Origin of the sequence: Metapseudomonas otitidis (genome assembly GCF_011397855.1) — a bacterium.
Taxonomy (GTDB): domain Bacteria; phylum Pseudomonadota; class Gammaproteobacteria; order Pseudomonadales; family Pseudomonadaceae; genus Metapseudomonas; species Metapseudomonas otitidis.
This window is the reverse complement of record NZ_AP022642.1, coordinates 4515623-4528778: the sequence shown is the minus strand read 5'-3', so window position 1 is coordinate 4528778 and position 13156 is coordinate 4515623. Positions and strand designations below refer to the sequence as shown.

Annotated in this window: 16 protein-coding genes and 1 tRNA gene; 8 read left to right on the top strand and 9 right to left on the bottom strand. The window is 63.5% G+C overall.

The genetic code is table 11. The annotated features are described in order from the left end of the window. Positions 1–48: 48 nt before the first annotated feature. Complete coding sequence (locus PotMrB4_RS20840; RefSeq protein ID WP_172434378.1) at positions 49–555, bottom strand: DUF4124 domain-containing protein; 507 nt, start codon at positions 553–555, stop codon at positions 49–51. Positions 556–870: 315 nt separating this feature from the next. Here PotMrB4_RS20840 and mgtE point away from each other — a divergent pair, with 315 nt between their 5' ends. After that, positions 871–2313, top strand: a complete 1443-nt coding sequence (gene mgtE, locus PotMrB4_RS20835; RefSeq protein WP_044411585.1) for a magnesium transporter — start codon at positions 871–873, stop codon at positions 2311–2313. Between the two features lie 99 nt (positions 2314–2412). Here the strand turns inward: mgtE and PotMrB4_RS20830 are convergent, their stop codons facing one another. Further along, positions 2413–2739: an Arc family DNA-binding protein gene (locus tag PotMrB4_RS20830; protein ID WP_044411587.1), complete on the bottom strand. Its 327-nt coding sequence runs from the start codon at positions 2737–2739 to the stop codon at positions 2413–2415. A gap of 451 nt (positions 2740–3190) precedes the next feature. On the opposite strand from PotMrB4_RS20830, the gene phnN reads away from it, so the two are divergent. Next, a complete protein-coding gene (gene phnN / locus PotMrB4_RS20825; protein ID WP_172435132.1) occupies positions 3191–3751 on the top strand; it encodes a phosphonate metabolism protein/1,5-bisphosphokinase (PRPP-forming) PhnN in 561 nt (186 codons plus the stop codon). Here phnN and PotMrB4_RS20820 read toward each other — a convergent pair. From PotMrB4_RS20820 to PotMrB4_RS20805, 4 genes are all read right to left on the bottom strand, one after another. Further along, entirely contained in the window at positions 3748–3933 is a 186-nt protein-coding gene (locus tag PotMrB4_RS20820) for a PA3371 family protein (protein WP_044411593.1), read from the bottom strand. The genes phnN and PotMrB4_RS20820 overlap by 4 nt on opposite strands. Positions 3934–3949: 16 nt before the next feature. Continuing rightward, positions 3950–4129 carry a hypothetical protein gene (locus PotMrB4_RS20815; RefSeq protein WP_044411596.1) on the bottom strand — a complete coding sequence of 60 codons (180 nt, stop codon included), beginning with the start codon at positions 4127–4129 and terminating at the stop codon, positions 3950–3952. A gap of 10 nt (positions 4130–4139) precedes the next feature. Beyond that, positions 4140–4379 carry a hypothetical protein gene (locus PotMrB4_RS20810; RefSeq protein ID WP_074971828.1) on the bottom strand — a complete coding sequence of 80 codons (240 nt, stop codon included), beginning with the start codon at positions 4377–4379 and terminating at the stop codon, positions 4140–4142. A 204-nt stretch (positions 4380–4583) separates the two neighbouring features. Next, positions 4584–5051 carry an Lrp/AsnC family transcriptional regulator gene (locus tag PotMrB4_RS20805; RefSeq protein ID WP_044411602.1) on the bottom strand — a complete coding sequence of 156 codons (468 nt, stop codon included), beginning with the start codon at positions 5049–5051 and terminating at the stop codon, positions 4584–4586. A 198-nt stretch (positions 5052–5249) separates the two neighbouring features. On the opposite strand from PotMrB4_RS20805, the gene PotMrB4_RS20800 reads away from it, so the two are divergent. Both PotMrB4_RS20800 and PotMrB4_RS20795 read left to right on the top strand, forming a co-directional pair. Continuing rightward, positions 5250–8717 (top strand): indolepyruvate ferredoxin oxidoreductase family protein, encoded by a 3468-nt coding sequence (locus PotMrB4_RS20800; protein ID WP_172434377.1) that lies wholly within the window; start codon positions 5250–5252, stop codon positions 8715–8717. Positions 8718–8803: 86 nt separating this feature from the next. After that, positions 8804–9859, top strand: coding sequence for a Leu/Phe/Val dehydrogenase (locus PotMrB4_RS20795; protein ID WP_044411608.1), 1056 nt, complete (start codon positions 8804–8806; stop codon positions 9857–9859). Between the two features lie 15 nt (positions 9860–9874). Here the strand turns inward: PotMrB4_RS20795 and PotMrB4_RS20790 are convergent, their stop codons facing one another. After that, positions 9875–10351: a GNAT family N-acetyltransferase gene (locus tag PotMrB4_RS20790; RefSeq protein ID WP_044411612.1), complete on the bottom strand. Its 477-nt coding sequence runs from the start codon at positions 10349–10351 to the stop codon at positions 9875–9877. 93 nt (positions 10352–10444) lie between these two features. Here PotMrB4_RS20790 and PotMrB4_RS20785 point away from each other — a divergent pair. Continuing rightward, a tRNA-Arg gene (locus tag PotMrB4_RS20785) sits at positions 10445–10521 on the top strand. Positions 10522–10604: 83 nt separating this feature from the next. Here the strand turns inward: PotMrB4_RS20785 and PotMrB4_RS20780 are convergent. Further along, the gene (locus PotMrB4_RS20780; protein ID WP_172434376.1) at positions 10605–11261 is read right to left on the bottom strand and encodes a recombinase family protein; all 657 of its coding nucleotides are present in this window, start codon (positions 11259–11261) and stop codon (positions 10605–10607) included. Between the two features lie 162 nt (positions 11262–11423). Between PotMrB4_RS20780 and PotMrB4_RS20775 the strand changes: the two genes are divergently transcribed. The 3 genes from PotMrB4_RS20775 to PotMrB4_RS20765 all read left to right on the top strand — a co-directional run bounded on the left by PotMrB4_RS20775 (position 11424) and on the right by PotMrB4_RS20765 (position 12766). Further along, positions 11424–11633 (top strand): hypothetical protein, encoded by a 210-nt coding sequence (locus tag PotMrB4_RS20775; RefSeq protein WP_172434375.1) that lies wholly within the window; start codon positions 11424–11426, stop codon positions 11631–11633. 348 nt (positions 11634–11981) lie between these two features. Further along, the gene (locus PotMrB4_RS20770; protein WP_172434374.1) at positions 11982–12281 is read left to right on the top strand and encodes a hypothetical protein; all 300 of its coding nucleotides are present in this window, start codon (positions 11982–11984) and stop codon (positions 12279–12281) included. A 2-nt stretch (positions 12282–12283) separates the two neighbouring features. Then, a complete protein-coding gene (locus tag PotMrB4_RS20765) occupies positions 12284–12766 on the top strand; it encodes a hypothetical protein (protein WP_172434373.1) in 483 nt (160 codons plus the stop codon). A 44-nt stretch (positions 12767–12810) separates the two neighbouring features. Here the strand turns inward: PotMrB4_RS20765 and PotMrB4_RS20760 are convergent, their stop codons facing one another. Further along, a complete protein-coding gene (locus tag PotMrB4_RS20760) occupies positions 12811–13152 on the bottom strand; it encodes a DUF4224 domain-containing protein (protein WP_232060746.1) in 342 nt (113 codons plus the stop codon). Positions 13153–13156 lie beyond the last annotated feature (4 nt).

The following is a 13156-nucleotide window of genomic DNA, read 5'->3' as shown; positions in this document are numbered from 1 at the left end:
AGGGCGGGCGTCCGTTCCCTTCCCATTTCCTGCCTTCCAGGCGCTGCTTCAGCGCCTTCCCTTGACGCAGCCTTGTTCGTCGAATGCGACGACCTGGCTGCGTCCCTTTCCTTTCTTCGGCGTGTAGTGGTAACGGGTCAGCCCGTTGCTGCGGGTGATCCGGTCCGGTTTGCCGAGCATGCTTTCCACGTCCCGTTGCGTCATCCCGGTGCGCACCTGTTTGCGCAACATCGCCTGGCGCCGTTCGGTGCCGGTGATCCGGTTGCCGCAGCCGTCCTGTCGTTCCCCCACCACCGTTATTTCGCGCCGATTCTCGGCCGCTTCCTTCCGGCTCCTGCGCACGATCCGTTCGGGTTTGGCCGGCGGCAGCAGGTACTCCGCTTCGCCGTGGGCAGGAGCGGTTTCCTGGCTGGCGATGCGCTGGTCGTCGGGGCAACCCAGTTGCGAGTAGGTGATGCGCCCGTCCGGGCCCTTGCAGTGGTAGATGGTGGCGGCCTGGGGCGCGCTGAATGGTGCGGCGAGCAGCAGGGCCAGGGTGGCGATGTATCGAAGCATGAGCGGTCCTCCATGACGATGAGCCTCGAAGGTATCTGCTTTACTTGCTTCCCAACGGTGCCTCGCCAGGGCGTGACGGCGTCCCACGGAAGGTGCAAGCAATCTCAGCTTTATGCTGCAACCGATTGTTCTGGCCACGATTTTGTAACGCGCAAAATGACTGACCGGTGTTATCATTGCGCGGTCAGCCTCGCCGAGGCTTTTGGACACCCCTCATGGACTTACCCAGTAGTTACTCAAGATCTCGATTTGCCAATCGCGTATTGACTGATTGACCCTCCTTGGCGTGCGCCGCCACTGGGGGTGGAGCGCGCTATGACCGAAGTAGAAGTAAAGAAGCCTCAAGAGAGCCTGCAGGATCGCCTGGCCCAGGTGGTCGAACTGCTGCATCGCCACAAGCTGGTGGAAGACCTGACCCATCGTCAGGAAGGCCAGCACCATGACCTGGTGGAAAATCTCGTCCACCGTCAGAACCTCGCCGAACTCCAGCGCAAGCTCGACGAACTTCACCCCGCCGACATCGCCCACATTCTCGAATCCCTGCCGCTCGAAGACCGCCTGACGGTCTGGCAGCTGGTCAAGGTCGAGCGCGATGGCGACATCCTGCTGGAAGTCTCCGACGCCGTCCGCGAGACGCTGATCGCCGACATGGACGATCACGAGCTGCTCGCCGCCGCCAAGGAGATGGACGCGGACGAACTGGCGGACCTGGCCCCCGAGCTGCCCCGCGACGTGATCCACGAGCTGATGGAGTCCCTCGACGCCCAGCAGCGCGAGCGCGTGCGTTCGGCACTGTCCTATGAAGAGGACCAGGTCGGTGCGCTGATGGACTTCGAGATGGTCACCATCCGCGAAGACGTCACCCTCGAAGTGGTCCTGCGCTACCTGCGTCGCCTGAAGGAGCTGCCGGGCCACACCGACAAGCTGTTCGTGGTCGACTACGACGGCATCCTCAAGGGGGTGCTGCAGATCAAGCGTCTGCTGGTGAACGACCCGGACAAGCTGGTGGCCGAAGTGATGGCCAGCGACCCGGTGAGCTTCCACCCGGATGAGGACGCCAATGACGCCGCCCAGGCGTTCGAGCGCTACGACCTGGTATCGGCACCGGTGGTCGACAAGAACGGCAAGCTGATCGGCCGTCTGACCATTGACGAGATCGTCGACCTGATCCGTGAGGAGAGCGAAAGCGAAGTCCTCAGCATGGCCGGTCTGCGCGAAGAGGAAGACATCTTCGCCTCGGTCTGGAAGTCCGTCGGCAACCGCTGGGCCTGGCTGGCCATCAACCTCATCACCGCCTTCGTCGCCTCGCGGGTGATCGGCCTGTTCGAAGGCTCCATCGAGAAGCTGGTGGCCCTGGCTGCACTGATGCCCATCGTCGCCGGTATCGGCGGCAACTCCGGCAACCAGACCATCACCATGATCGTGCGCGCCATGGCGCTGGATCAGCTGAGCCCCGGCAACACCTCGCGCCTGCTGCGCAAGGAGCTGGGCGTGGGCCTGGTGAACGGCCTGGTGTGGGGCGGGGTGATCGGCGTCGTCGCCTTCTACCTCTACGGCAGCTGGTCGCTGGGGGTGGTGATGACCGCCGCGATGACGCTCAACCTGCTGCTCGCTGCCTTGATGGGCGTGCTGATCCCCATGACGCTTGCCCGCGTCGGCCGTGATCCGGCCATGGGCTCCAGCGTGATGATCACCGCCATGACCGACAGCGGCGGCTTCTTCATCTTCCTCGGGCTGGCGACCATCTTCCTGCTCTGATCACAAGGCCCCGCACCAGCGGGGCCTTTTTCTTCCAGTCTGAAAATCCCAGGCAATAAAAAGCCGCCTCGAGGGCGGCTCTTGAATGTCGCAACGGACTCACGCTTCTTCGGCGGCGAGTTCCACGTCGTGGGCGATCAGCGCGACCAGGGCGTTCTGCTGGCGGCGGGAGAGTTGACGGAAGCGCTGAAGCAGCTCGCGCTCATGAAGGGAAAGCTCCGGGCTGTCGATCCGCATGCTCAACCCTTCATCCAGCGCGCCTTCCTGGAGCATGCTCTGCTCCAGTCGCGCGATGATTTCGGAGTTCATGCTGCGGTGGTGGTTGCGAGCCACATCGGCGATGCGTTCACGCATGCCTTCGGGCAGACGGACGACGAACTTGTCAGCGGTACGGCTGGAGTAGATAGCCTGTTTCATAGGGCGCATACATTCATAAACCGGTTAGTTCAGGGAGCGATGCTGGCAATGAGCTACGTGATTGTCACCGGTTTGACAATCCTTCGCATCAGGCGTTCCGCCCGACATCGCATTTGGCGTCAGGAGCGACCCGGCGGGTCAGTGCAACGTTTCCTTGACGTCAAAACTGTGTCGTAAATTCTGGTCTGGGTGCAGGCTTTTTGCCAGCACCAATTGTCCGAAATGCGAGTCACTGTGCAATTCGGAGCCCTGGGCAGAGCGCTTGCCGGTGAATCGACCGTCAGACAGCCGCATCGTTCCGTAAGGCTGCCGAACGGTTGCCATGATAACGCCGCTGCGCTGGCGTTTTGATACTGTTCGACGTTCGGTGATTCCAGGCGGCCGAGGCTGCCAAAACAAGCCCGATCCCGGTATCGTGGCGGCCGTTTCCAGGCCCCTCGGTAGCGCGAGCGAAAACCCCATGAACGGCAGGCTCTTCTATCTCATCGGACCTTCAGGCTCGGGCAAGGACAGCCTGCTTGACGCCGCCCGGCCGCAGTTGGCCGAGTGCGGTTGCCGGGTGGTCCGGCGGGTCATCACCCGTTCCGCCGAAGCGGTGGGGGAGGCGGCCGAAGCGGTTACACCCCAGCGTTTCAATGAACTGGAAGCCCAAGGCGCCTTCGCCATGAGCTGGCATGCCAACGGTCTTTCCTACGGCATTCCCAGGGAAATCGATGACTGGATGGGTAATGGACTGAATGTCCTGGTGAATGGTTCCCGTGGCTATCTTCCCGAAGCGCGTAGGCGCTACCCCCAGCTCCAGGCCATTTTGCTCGACGTAGCGCCGGACGTTCTGCGCCAGCGCCTGCTGCGCCGGGGACGGGAGACCGCAGACGAGATCGAAGCCCGCCTGGCCCGTAACGCTGCCTTCACCCAGGCCCTGCTGGCCGAAGAAAGTGAAGGGCTGGTGATACTCGACAACTCCGGCGACCTGCAAACCACCCTCGAACGCCTGCTGACGATCCTCGGCAGCGCGGACTAACGCAGCACCGGGTCGAACTTGACCCGCTTCCCCACCAGCAGCGCCAGCACCAGCAGCACGCCGCTGGTGGCCAGCCCGATCTTCAGGGCCTGCGCCAGCCACGCGGTTTCACCCGGCTCCAGCCACAGCCCGAACGCGCACAGCACGCACACCATCAGGCAGATCAAGGCCGACTTCGACATTTCGGGCTCCTTGCACTCAAAAGAAAGGGTCGTATTCCGAGTCATCCCCATTGGGGCGCTCGGCACGTCGTTGCTTGGCCTGCTGGTCCGGTGAGGTGACGCAGTCGATCACCCAGAACGCCAGGCAGGCCGAACCGGCCAGCACCAGGACCGAGACCGGGAGCGCCAGGCTCCAGAGGGCGTAGTCGAGCTGCATCGCACCGCCCTCAGAACGACAGGCGTTCGACCGGCGCGGGCACCTGCTGCTCGGTCATGCGCAGCGCCTTGGCTGCAGGCTGGCTGGTAGCGGGTTGCCGTGCGTGCACGAACTCCATCGGTGCGATGCGGATATCGGCGATCGCCTGGCGGGTGGCGTACTGCTGGTACTGCCCGTGCAGGGCAGCGAAACCAGAAGCCACGAGCAGGGTGGCGGCGATGGCGACGAACAGGGTGAAGAGGCTGTTCATGGGAGGGTCCTGCATCCATAGGTCCTTTTGCCATGGATAAGAGCAGGTGTCGTGCCAAGCTGGATTTTATAAAAAACCCATATAAATCAGATATTTAAATACAAAACAAAACGCTCGTTCCGTGCACTTTGCAAGGTGGGGTATTCCCGGCATTGCAAATTGCACGGTGACGCGCAGGCGCTCTGGAACGGGCCTGTCGCCGGCTCAATCGAGGGGCAGTTCGGTGGTCCGCTTCACTTCGCTCATGGCGATGTTCGAATGCGCCTCCTGCACGTGAGGGCGCTGCAGCAGATGGTCCCGCAGGAAGCGTTCATAGCCCGCGATGTCCTTGGCCACCACCTTCAACAGGTAGTCCGAGCCGCCGGCCATGGTGTAGCACTCCAGCACCTCCGGGTAGCCGACGATGGCTTCCTCGAACTCCGTCAGGTTGTTGCGGCCGTGGGCCGACAGCTTCACGTTGACGAACACCGTGATGGAAAACCCCAGGCGCTGGGGATTGAGCAGGGCGACCTTGCGCTCGATCAGCCCTTCCTCCTGCAGGCGGTGGATGCGTCGCCAGCAGGGCGACTGGGACAGCTCCACCCGTTCCGCCACTTCGGCGGCGGAGAGGTCGGCGTTGTGCTGCAACAGGCGGAGGATCTTGCGATCGATGGGGCTGAGAAGGGTGTGCATGAATCAGTCCGTAATCTTGTTCTTGTTGGATGGATCATGCGCAAGTCTGGCCTTGGTACCCGAAAATAGAAAGAAAAAAGCAGAACCCTTCGGTCAGATTATTGGGCATGCGTTCCGGGCAGCAATCCTGCCCAGGGACGGGACGATGGCCCCAACCGTGGTCATCCTGGTCGCCATAAAAATAAAAGGAGCGCCCGCATGTCACTGGCCGAGATCCGCCTGGATGACAAATACCGCCTCGAAACCGGTCACCTCTACCTGACCGGCACCCAAGCCCTTACCCGCCTGCCCATGCTGCAGAAGCAGCGGGACAAGGCCCACGGCCTCAACACCGCCTGCTTCATCTCCGGCTACCGGGGCTCGCCGCTCGGCAACCTCGACAAGAGCCTCTGGGAAGCCAAGTCCTTCCTCAAGGACAACCACATCCACTTCCAGCCCGGCGTCAACGAAGAACTGGCCGCCACCGCCGTCTGGGGCAGCCAGCAGACCAGCCTGTTCCCCGGCGCCCGCTACGACGGCGTGTTCGCCATGTGGTACGGCAAGGGCCCGGGTGTGGACCGCTGCGGCGACGTCTTCAAGCACGGCAACTCCGCCGGCGTGTCCGCCCATGGCGGCGTCCTGCTGCTGGCCGGCGACGACCACGGCTGCAAGTCCTCCAGCATCGCCAACCAGAGCGAGCACGCCTTCATCGCCGCCTCCATCCCCGTGCTCAACCCCGCCAACGTCCAGGAGATCCTCGACTACGGGATCATCGGCTGGGAACTCTCGCGCTACAGCGGCTGCTGGGTGGCCCTCAAGACCATCGCCGAGAACGTCGACTCCTCCGCCGTGGTGGACGTCGACCCGCTGCGGGTCCAGGTGCAGGTGCCCAAGGACTTCGTCCTGCCCGAGGACGGCGTGCACATCCGCTGGCCCGACCCGCCCCTGGCGCAGGAAAAGCGCCTGAACATGTACAAGATCTACGCCGCCCGCGCCTTCGCCCTGGCCAACAACCTCAACCAGGTCAAGCTCGACTCGCCCAACCCGCGCCTCGGCATCATCACCACCGGCAAGTCCTACCTCGACGTGCGCCAGGCCCTCAACGACCTCGGCATGGACGAAGCGCTCTGCGCCCAGGTCGGCCTGCGGGTGCTCAAGGTCGGCATGAGCTGGCCGCTGGAGCCGGTCTCCGTGCACGAATTCGCCCAGGGCCTGGACGAAATCCTCGTGGTGGAAGAGAAGCGCAGCATCATCGAGGACCAGCTCACCGGCCAGCTCTACAACTGGCCCGTGGACAAGCGCCCGCGCGTCGTCGGCGAATTCGACGAGCACGGCAACTCCCTGCTGCCCAACCTCAGCGAACTGACCCCGGCGATGATCGCCCGCGTCATCGCCAAGCGCCTCGCCCCCATCTACACCAGCGAGCAGATCGAATCGCGCCTGGCCTTCCTTGCCGCCAAGGAGAAGGCCCTCGCCGCACCCAAGCACACCACCGTGCGCACCCCGCACTTCTGCTCCGGCTGCCCGCACAACACCTCCACCAAGCTGCCCGAAGGCAGCCGCGCCCAGGGCGGCATCGGCTGCCACTACATGACCCAGTGGATGGACCGCAACACCGACACCTTCACCCAGATGGGCGGGGAGGGCGCCACCTGGATCGGCCAGGCCCCCTTCACCGACACCCCGCACATCTTCCAGAACCTGGGTGACGGCACCTACTTCCACTCCGGCCAGCTGGCCCTGCGCGCCGCCGTCGCCGCCGGCGTCAACATCACCTACAAGATCCTCTACAACGACGCCGTCGCCATGACCGGCGGCCAGCCCATCGACGGCGAACTGCGGGTCGACCAGCTCAGCCAGCAGGTCTTCGCCGAAGGCGTCAAACGCATCGCCCTGGTCACCGACGAACCCGAGAAGTACCCCACCCGCGCCACCTTCGCGCCCATCGTCACCTTCCACCACCGCCGCGAGCTGGACGCCGTGCAGCGCGAACTGCGCGAGTTCAAGGGCGTCTCGGTGATCATCTACGACCAGACCTGCGCCACCGAGAAACGCCGCCGCCGCAAGCGCGGCAAGCTCGCCGACCCGGCCAAGCGCGCCTTCATCAACCCCGCCGTGTGCGAGGGCTGCGGTGACTGCAGCGTCAAGTCCAACTGCCTCTCCGTGCTGCCCCTGGAAACCGAACTGGGCCGCAAGCGGCAGATCGACCAGAACGCCTGCAACAAGGACTTCTCCTGCGTCGAAGGCTTCTGCCCCAGCTTCGTCACCGTCCACGGCGGCAGCCTGCGCAAGCCCGAGGCCGCCGGAGCCAAGGCACTCTTCGTCGCCCTGCCCGAGCCGCGCCAGCCGAGCCTCGCCCGGCCCTGGAACATCCTCCTGCCCGGCGTCGGCGGCAGCGGCGTCACCACCGTCGGCGCCCTGCTGGGCATGGCTGCCCACATCGAAGGCAAGGGCTGCACCGTGCTCGACCAGGCCGGCCTGGCGCAGAAGTTCGGCCCGGTCATCACCCACATCCGCATCGCCGCCAAGCAGGACGACATCTACGCCGTGCGCATCGCCGCCGGCGAGACCGACCTGCTGCTGGGCTGCGACCTGGTGGTGGCCGCCAGCGAAGAGGCCCTGGCCAAGCTCAACGACCGCATCGCCACCGCGGTGGTCAACAGCCACGAGGCCGCCACCGCCGAGTTCACCCGCAACCCCGACGCCCAGGTGCCCGGCGCCGCCATGCGTGACGCCCTGGTGGAGGCGGTGGGCGAAGCCAAGACCCACTTCGTCGACGCCACCCGCCTGGCCACCCGCCTGCTGGGCGACAGCATCGCCACCAACCTGTTCATGCTCGGCTACGCCTACCAGAAGGGCCTGGTGCCCATCTCCGCCGCCGCCATTGACAAGGCCATCGAACTCAACGGCGTCGCCGTCACCCTCAACCAGCAGGCTTTCCTCTGGGGCCGCCGCGCCGCCCACGACCTGCCGGCGGTGGAGAAGCTCGCCCGCCCGGCCGAGATCGAAGCCCCGCGCTGCGAAACCCTGGAAGAGATCGTCCAGTACCGCGCCGACCACCTGCGCGCCTACCAGGACGCCGCCTACGCCGAGCGCTACCGCGCCCTGGTGGAGCGCGTGCGCCAGGCCGACATCGGCGAAGACAAGGCCCTGACCCGCGCCGTGGCCCGCTACTACGCCAAGCTGCTGGCCTACAAGGACGAATACGAAGTGGCCCGGCTCTACAGCGACGCCAGCTTCCGCAAGCAGCTGGAGGCGCAGTTCGAGGGCGACTACAGCCTCGAATTCCACCTCGCCCCGTCCTGGCTGGCCAAGCCCGACCCGGCCACCGGCGAGCCGCGCAAGCGTCGCTTCGGCCCCTGGATGCTCAAGGCCTTCGACGTCCTCGCGCGCTTCCGCTTCCTGCGTGGCAGCGCCCTCGACCCCTTCGGCTACAGCCACGAGCGCAAGCTCGAACGCCAGCTGATCGACGAGTACGAAGCCCAGGTGGCGCTCATCCTCAAGGAGCTGCGCCCCGGTAACTACGCCGCTGCCGTCGCCCTGGCCGAACTGCCCGAGCAGATCCGCGGCTACGGCCCGGTGAAGGAACGCGCCCTGGCCAAGGTCCGCCAGCAGGAGCAGCAGCTGCGCGCGCGCCTCACCGCCAGCGACGTGCAGGTCTTGCACCTGTTCGACCCGGCAGCCTGACGCCCGATCAGAGGCCCCTCTCCCGGTCCATGGGGGAGGGCGCCCCATCGACTTGAAACACGCCCAACCCGAATCGAGGAACCCCCATGTCCGTCTTCAGCCACGTCGAATTCGACCACCACGAACAGGTCGTCTACGGCCATGACAAGGCCAGCGGCCTCAAGGCCATCATCGCCATCCACAACCGCAACCTCGGCCCCGCCCTCGGCGGCTGCCGCATGTTCCCCTACGCCGACGACGAGCAGGCCCTGCGTGACGTGCTGCGGCTGTCCCGTGGCATGACCTACAAGTCCGCCCTGGCCAACCTGCCGCTGGGCGGCGGCAAGGCCGTCATCTTCGGCGATCCGCGCAAGGACAAGACCGAAGCGCTGTTCCAGGCCATGGGCGACTTCGTCGACAGCCTCGGCGGGCGCTACATCACCGCCGCCGACTCCGGCACCGGCCCGACGGAAATGCAGATCATGGCCGAGCGCACCCGCCACGTGGCCGGCGCCAACACCCGCGAAGCCTTCGACGGCGGCACCCGCAGCGGCGACCCGTCGCCGTCCACCGCCTACGGCGTGTTCATCGGCCTCAAGGTCGCCGTGCAGCACCGCCTGCGCCGGGATGACCTCAAGGGCCTGCGCGTCGCCATCCAAGGCGTCGGCCAGGTGGGCTTCCACCTCGCCCGCCTGCTGCATGACGCCGGGGCCGAACTGTGGGTGACCGACATCGTCGAGGCCAACGTGCGCCGCGCCGTCGAGCAACTGGGCGCCAAGGCCGTCGGCCAGCACGAGATCTACGGCCTGGACGTGGACGTGTTCGCCCCCTGCGCCATGGGCGGCATCCTCAACCTGCAGACCCTCGAAGCCCTGCGCGCCCCCGTGGTCGCCGGCGCCGCCAACAACCAGCTGGCCGACGCGCAACTGGCCGAGGAACTGCGCCGCAACGGCTGCCTCTACGCCCCGGACTACGCCATCAACGCCGGCGGCATCATCGACGTGCACTACGAGCGCAGCGGCGGCAGCACCGCCGCCCTCAAGGCCCACATCGAAGGCATCGGCGCCACCCTCAAGACCATCTTCCAGCGCGCCGACCAGGAGGGCCGCACCACCACCGAGGTGGCCGACCGCCTGGCCGAAGAGCGCTTCGGGCGGACCTGAAGCGCGACGCCGGCGCTACAGGTCCAGGTAGAAACTGACCCCGTGGCGCCGGTACCCCAGGGACTCGTAGAAGGCATGGGCCGCCTCGCGGCCCAGCCCGCTGGAAAGCACCAGCTTGTAGCAGCCCAGCGCCCGGCCGCGCTCCGCCGCCTTCTCCATCAGCGCCTTGCCCACCCCCAGGCCACGGGCCTCGGCGTCCACCACCACGTCCTCGACGATGGCCGAGCGGGCGAAGTTGTGGGCCAGGTGCTCCACCAGGATCACCGTGCAGGTGCCCAGCAACTGGCCCTCCCGCTCCGCCACCAGCACCTCCCGCCCGGCCGGCAGGTTCTCCAGGCGCAGCGCCAGCAGCGTCGGGTCCGGCTGCGGCTCGTCCGGCCCCAGCTGGTGCAGCAGCAGCGCCAGCGCCGGGGCATCGGCCGGGCTGGCAGCGCGCAGCTCAAGGGTCATGAAGGGGGAGTCGGGGAGGGGATCAAGGCGGCTCGGTTGCATGGTGTCGCTCCTTTTTTCCGGAAGTCTGAGCCTAGCCGGTGGCAGTGGCATGACAAAAACGCCGAGCGCCGCTAACATGCCGCCCGTTCCGATGTCCCAGTAGCTCAATTGGATAGAGCATCCCCCTCCTAAGGGGAAGGTTGGTGGTTCGAACCCACTCTGGGACACCAGTATTTATGCGGCCTGCGCAAGGCAGGCCGCCAATCTGTACGACACCTTAACAGCAGCCTACCAGCGCGAAGTCGCCAGACCTTCACGATCTGGTAGGTTGTAGCAGCTCAGCAAAGCCGTCCCCACCTTCGATTGCATCACGAATACGCAGTACGGTGGTGGTGCTGCAATCCGCATGGCGCGCCGTGGCGCGGATGCCAAGGCCCGCCTTTAGCAGCTCAGTGACACGCTTATGCAAGTCCTCATCAACTGGACGACCCTTGTACTTACCTTCGGCCTTGGCCTTGCTGATCCCTTGGGCTTGTCGCTCGCGACGCTGCTCATAGTCCTTTCTGGCTATCGCCGCCATCATCTCCACGAGCATCGAGTTGATAGCCCCAAGCATCCGGCTTGTGAATTCGTCACCCTTAGTGTCGGCCATGCCCTGGTGGCTGGTCGGTAGATCGAGCGCAACGATCCGCAGCCCTTTTGAGTCAATCGCTGCTTTGAGCTTCTGCCAATCATCCGCAGGTAGGCGAGAAAGCCTGTCGATAGATTCCACCAGAAGTACGTCGCCTTTGCGGGAGTCCTTCAAGAGTCGCAGCAGCTCGGGGCGATCCGCCTTGGCACCGCTCTCGTTCTCCAGATACTCGGCAGCAATGGCCAGGCCGTGGGTAGCAGCGAAGGACTCAAGCGACTCCCTGGCTCGACTGGCGTCCTGCTCTTGGGTAGAGGCTCGGAGATAGGTGCGGATGAACATGGCTGATGCGCTCCTGTATCACTTAGGGTGCTTTTTAATAAGTGTTGCACTTTGGGTGTTGCACATCAACCAAAAAACTTGGATTTGCTCGAATCAGGCCGTTTTAATTAGGGTCTACTCGGGATAACACGTGGTCCGGGCAAGCGGAGCGAGGAGGTAGAGGTGTCAGAAGATAGCGAAGTGATCTACGTCGCCGGGATGGCCAGGATGCTCGGCAAGACGGAGGCATCGATACGTGACGGGATTCGTCGGCAGGCCGATTGGCTGCCGAAAGGATTCAAGATCGCTGGCCAGCATGCCTGGCTGCGAGAAGACGTGATGAGGTTCCTGCGGGAATACCGCGACGGTGAACACAAATCGGTAAGGCCATGAAACGATATCTATGAGCTCTAGAGCCAGAAGCAGGCCATGGCCTTCCACATCCTCACTACCGCATATGCAGGCATGGCTTGGGAAGGGATAGTTGTGGAGCAGATGCTGGGGGTTACTAGGTTTGTGCAGAGGTAGGCTCGATCAGGCGCGTGTGCAAATCGATTGCAAAGGCCGTCACGATTCCGTCGCCTGACTCGTCAGATGACGTAATCCCGTCTCCTTAGTGTTCTGTAGGGGTATAGTCATAAGTGTCAGCAGTCTAGATACCGACGGGGACCTTCAAGGGGCTTATTCCAAAGCCGCTGCTGGTGATGTCAGAATGCGCTTACAGCAGATCAAGGACGAGCAATGAACGAAGAAGACCCCAACCAGCCAGTAGATCCGAAAGAGCGATATCTGAAAATAAGGCCTCAGCAGTTCGTTGATTTCCTGAATGTGCGCGCTCCTGAAGCCAGGTGTCCTTACTGTCGCAATGGCGATTTTGAGGTGAGTCCCGGCCCCGACGGCAAGACGATTGGCGCTGTAGCTACGCCGGTTCCCCACATTCAGAATCTCGGCGTATGGCTCTACTTCGCCACCTGCAACAACTGCGGATTCGTTGCTTTCTTTCATTCGGCCTTTGTTGCGAAGCAGATCGAAGAGAGCTGACGATGGCAAGGGTGATAGAATTCCAGAACGAGGCGTACGATACGTTTGACCTGAAAGGAGCTCAGCTACTCGTCGCCCAGGTCGCTCAGAAGATCGGTCGATTCGCTATACTAGAAAACACAGATGTATCTGAGCCTGCGGCTCTAAAGGCGCAAGTCGTGAATACAACAACCGTGAACAGCAACGTTGAGTTGAGGTTGAACATCCTTATCTGGCTGGCCGGAGCGATTTTGCTCGCCTTAGCTGGAAGCTTCCTGTATCTGAATTCATCCATTAACGATACGCGTAGAGAGCTTCAGCAAGCCATGGATGGAAAATCCAGCGAGGCTCTAGTGCTTCAGGTTAGCCAGGAGGCAGCTGCGACACGTCGTCATATGGATATGCAGCTGAAGTCCGTTCAGGCTCAGATCAAGAGTGAAGGTGATAGCACTCGCGACAAGCTTGAGCAGCTCCAGCGAACGATTGGAAGGCTCGAGTCCAAATGATCGAAGCCCCGCCTAGTGCGGGGCTTTTTCATGCCCGCAGGAAGTCACTTGATCTTGGATAGGTCTAGCGTCCAGGTTGGTGCTGGTGCTTTCTGATCTGGCCCCACTCTGCCTCCCAATTTTTGCTTCAGGTATAAACGTCCTACAAGAGGCCTGCCCCCTGCTGCTGACTCGTGTATCCAACCGTTTTCCCGAAGCCACCGGATCTGACGCGAGCGTGATTTGAGTCCGGTAAGGCTTGCCACTTCTTCCTCTGTCAGGATCTCCCTGAAAATTTCGCCATCGAAAGGGGCTGCCTGTTTACCGGTGCTTCTGATGGCCTTACTCAGCGACTCCACGCTTTCGCACAGGCGCTCTAGCAGGTCTGCAATTCGTTGATCTGGCATTGCT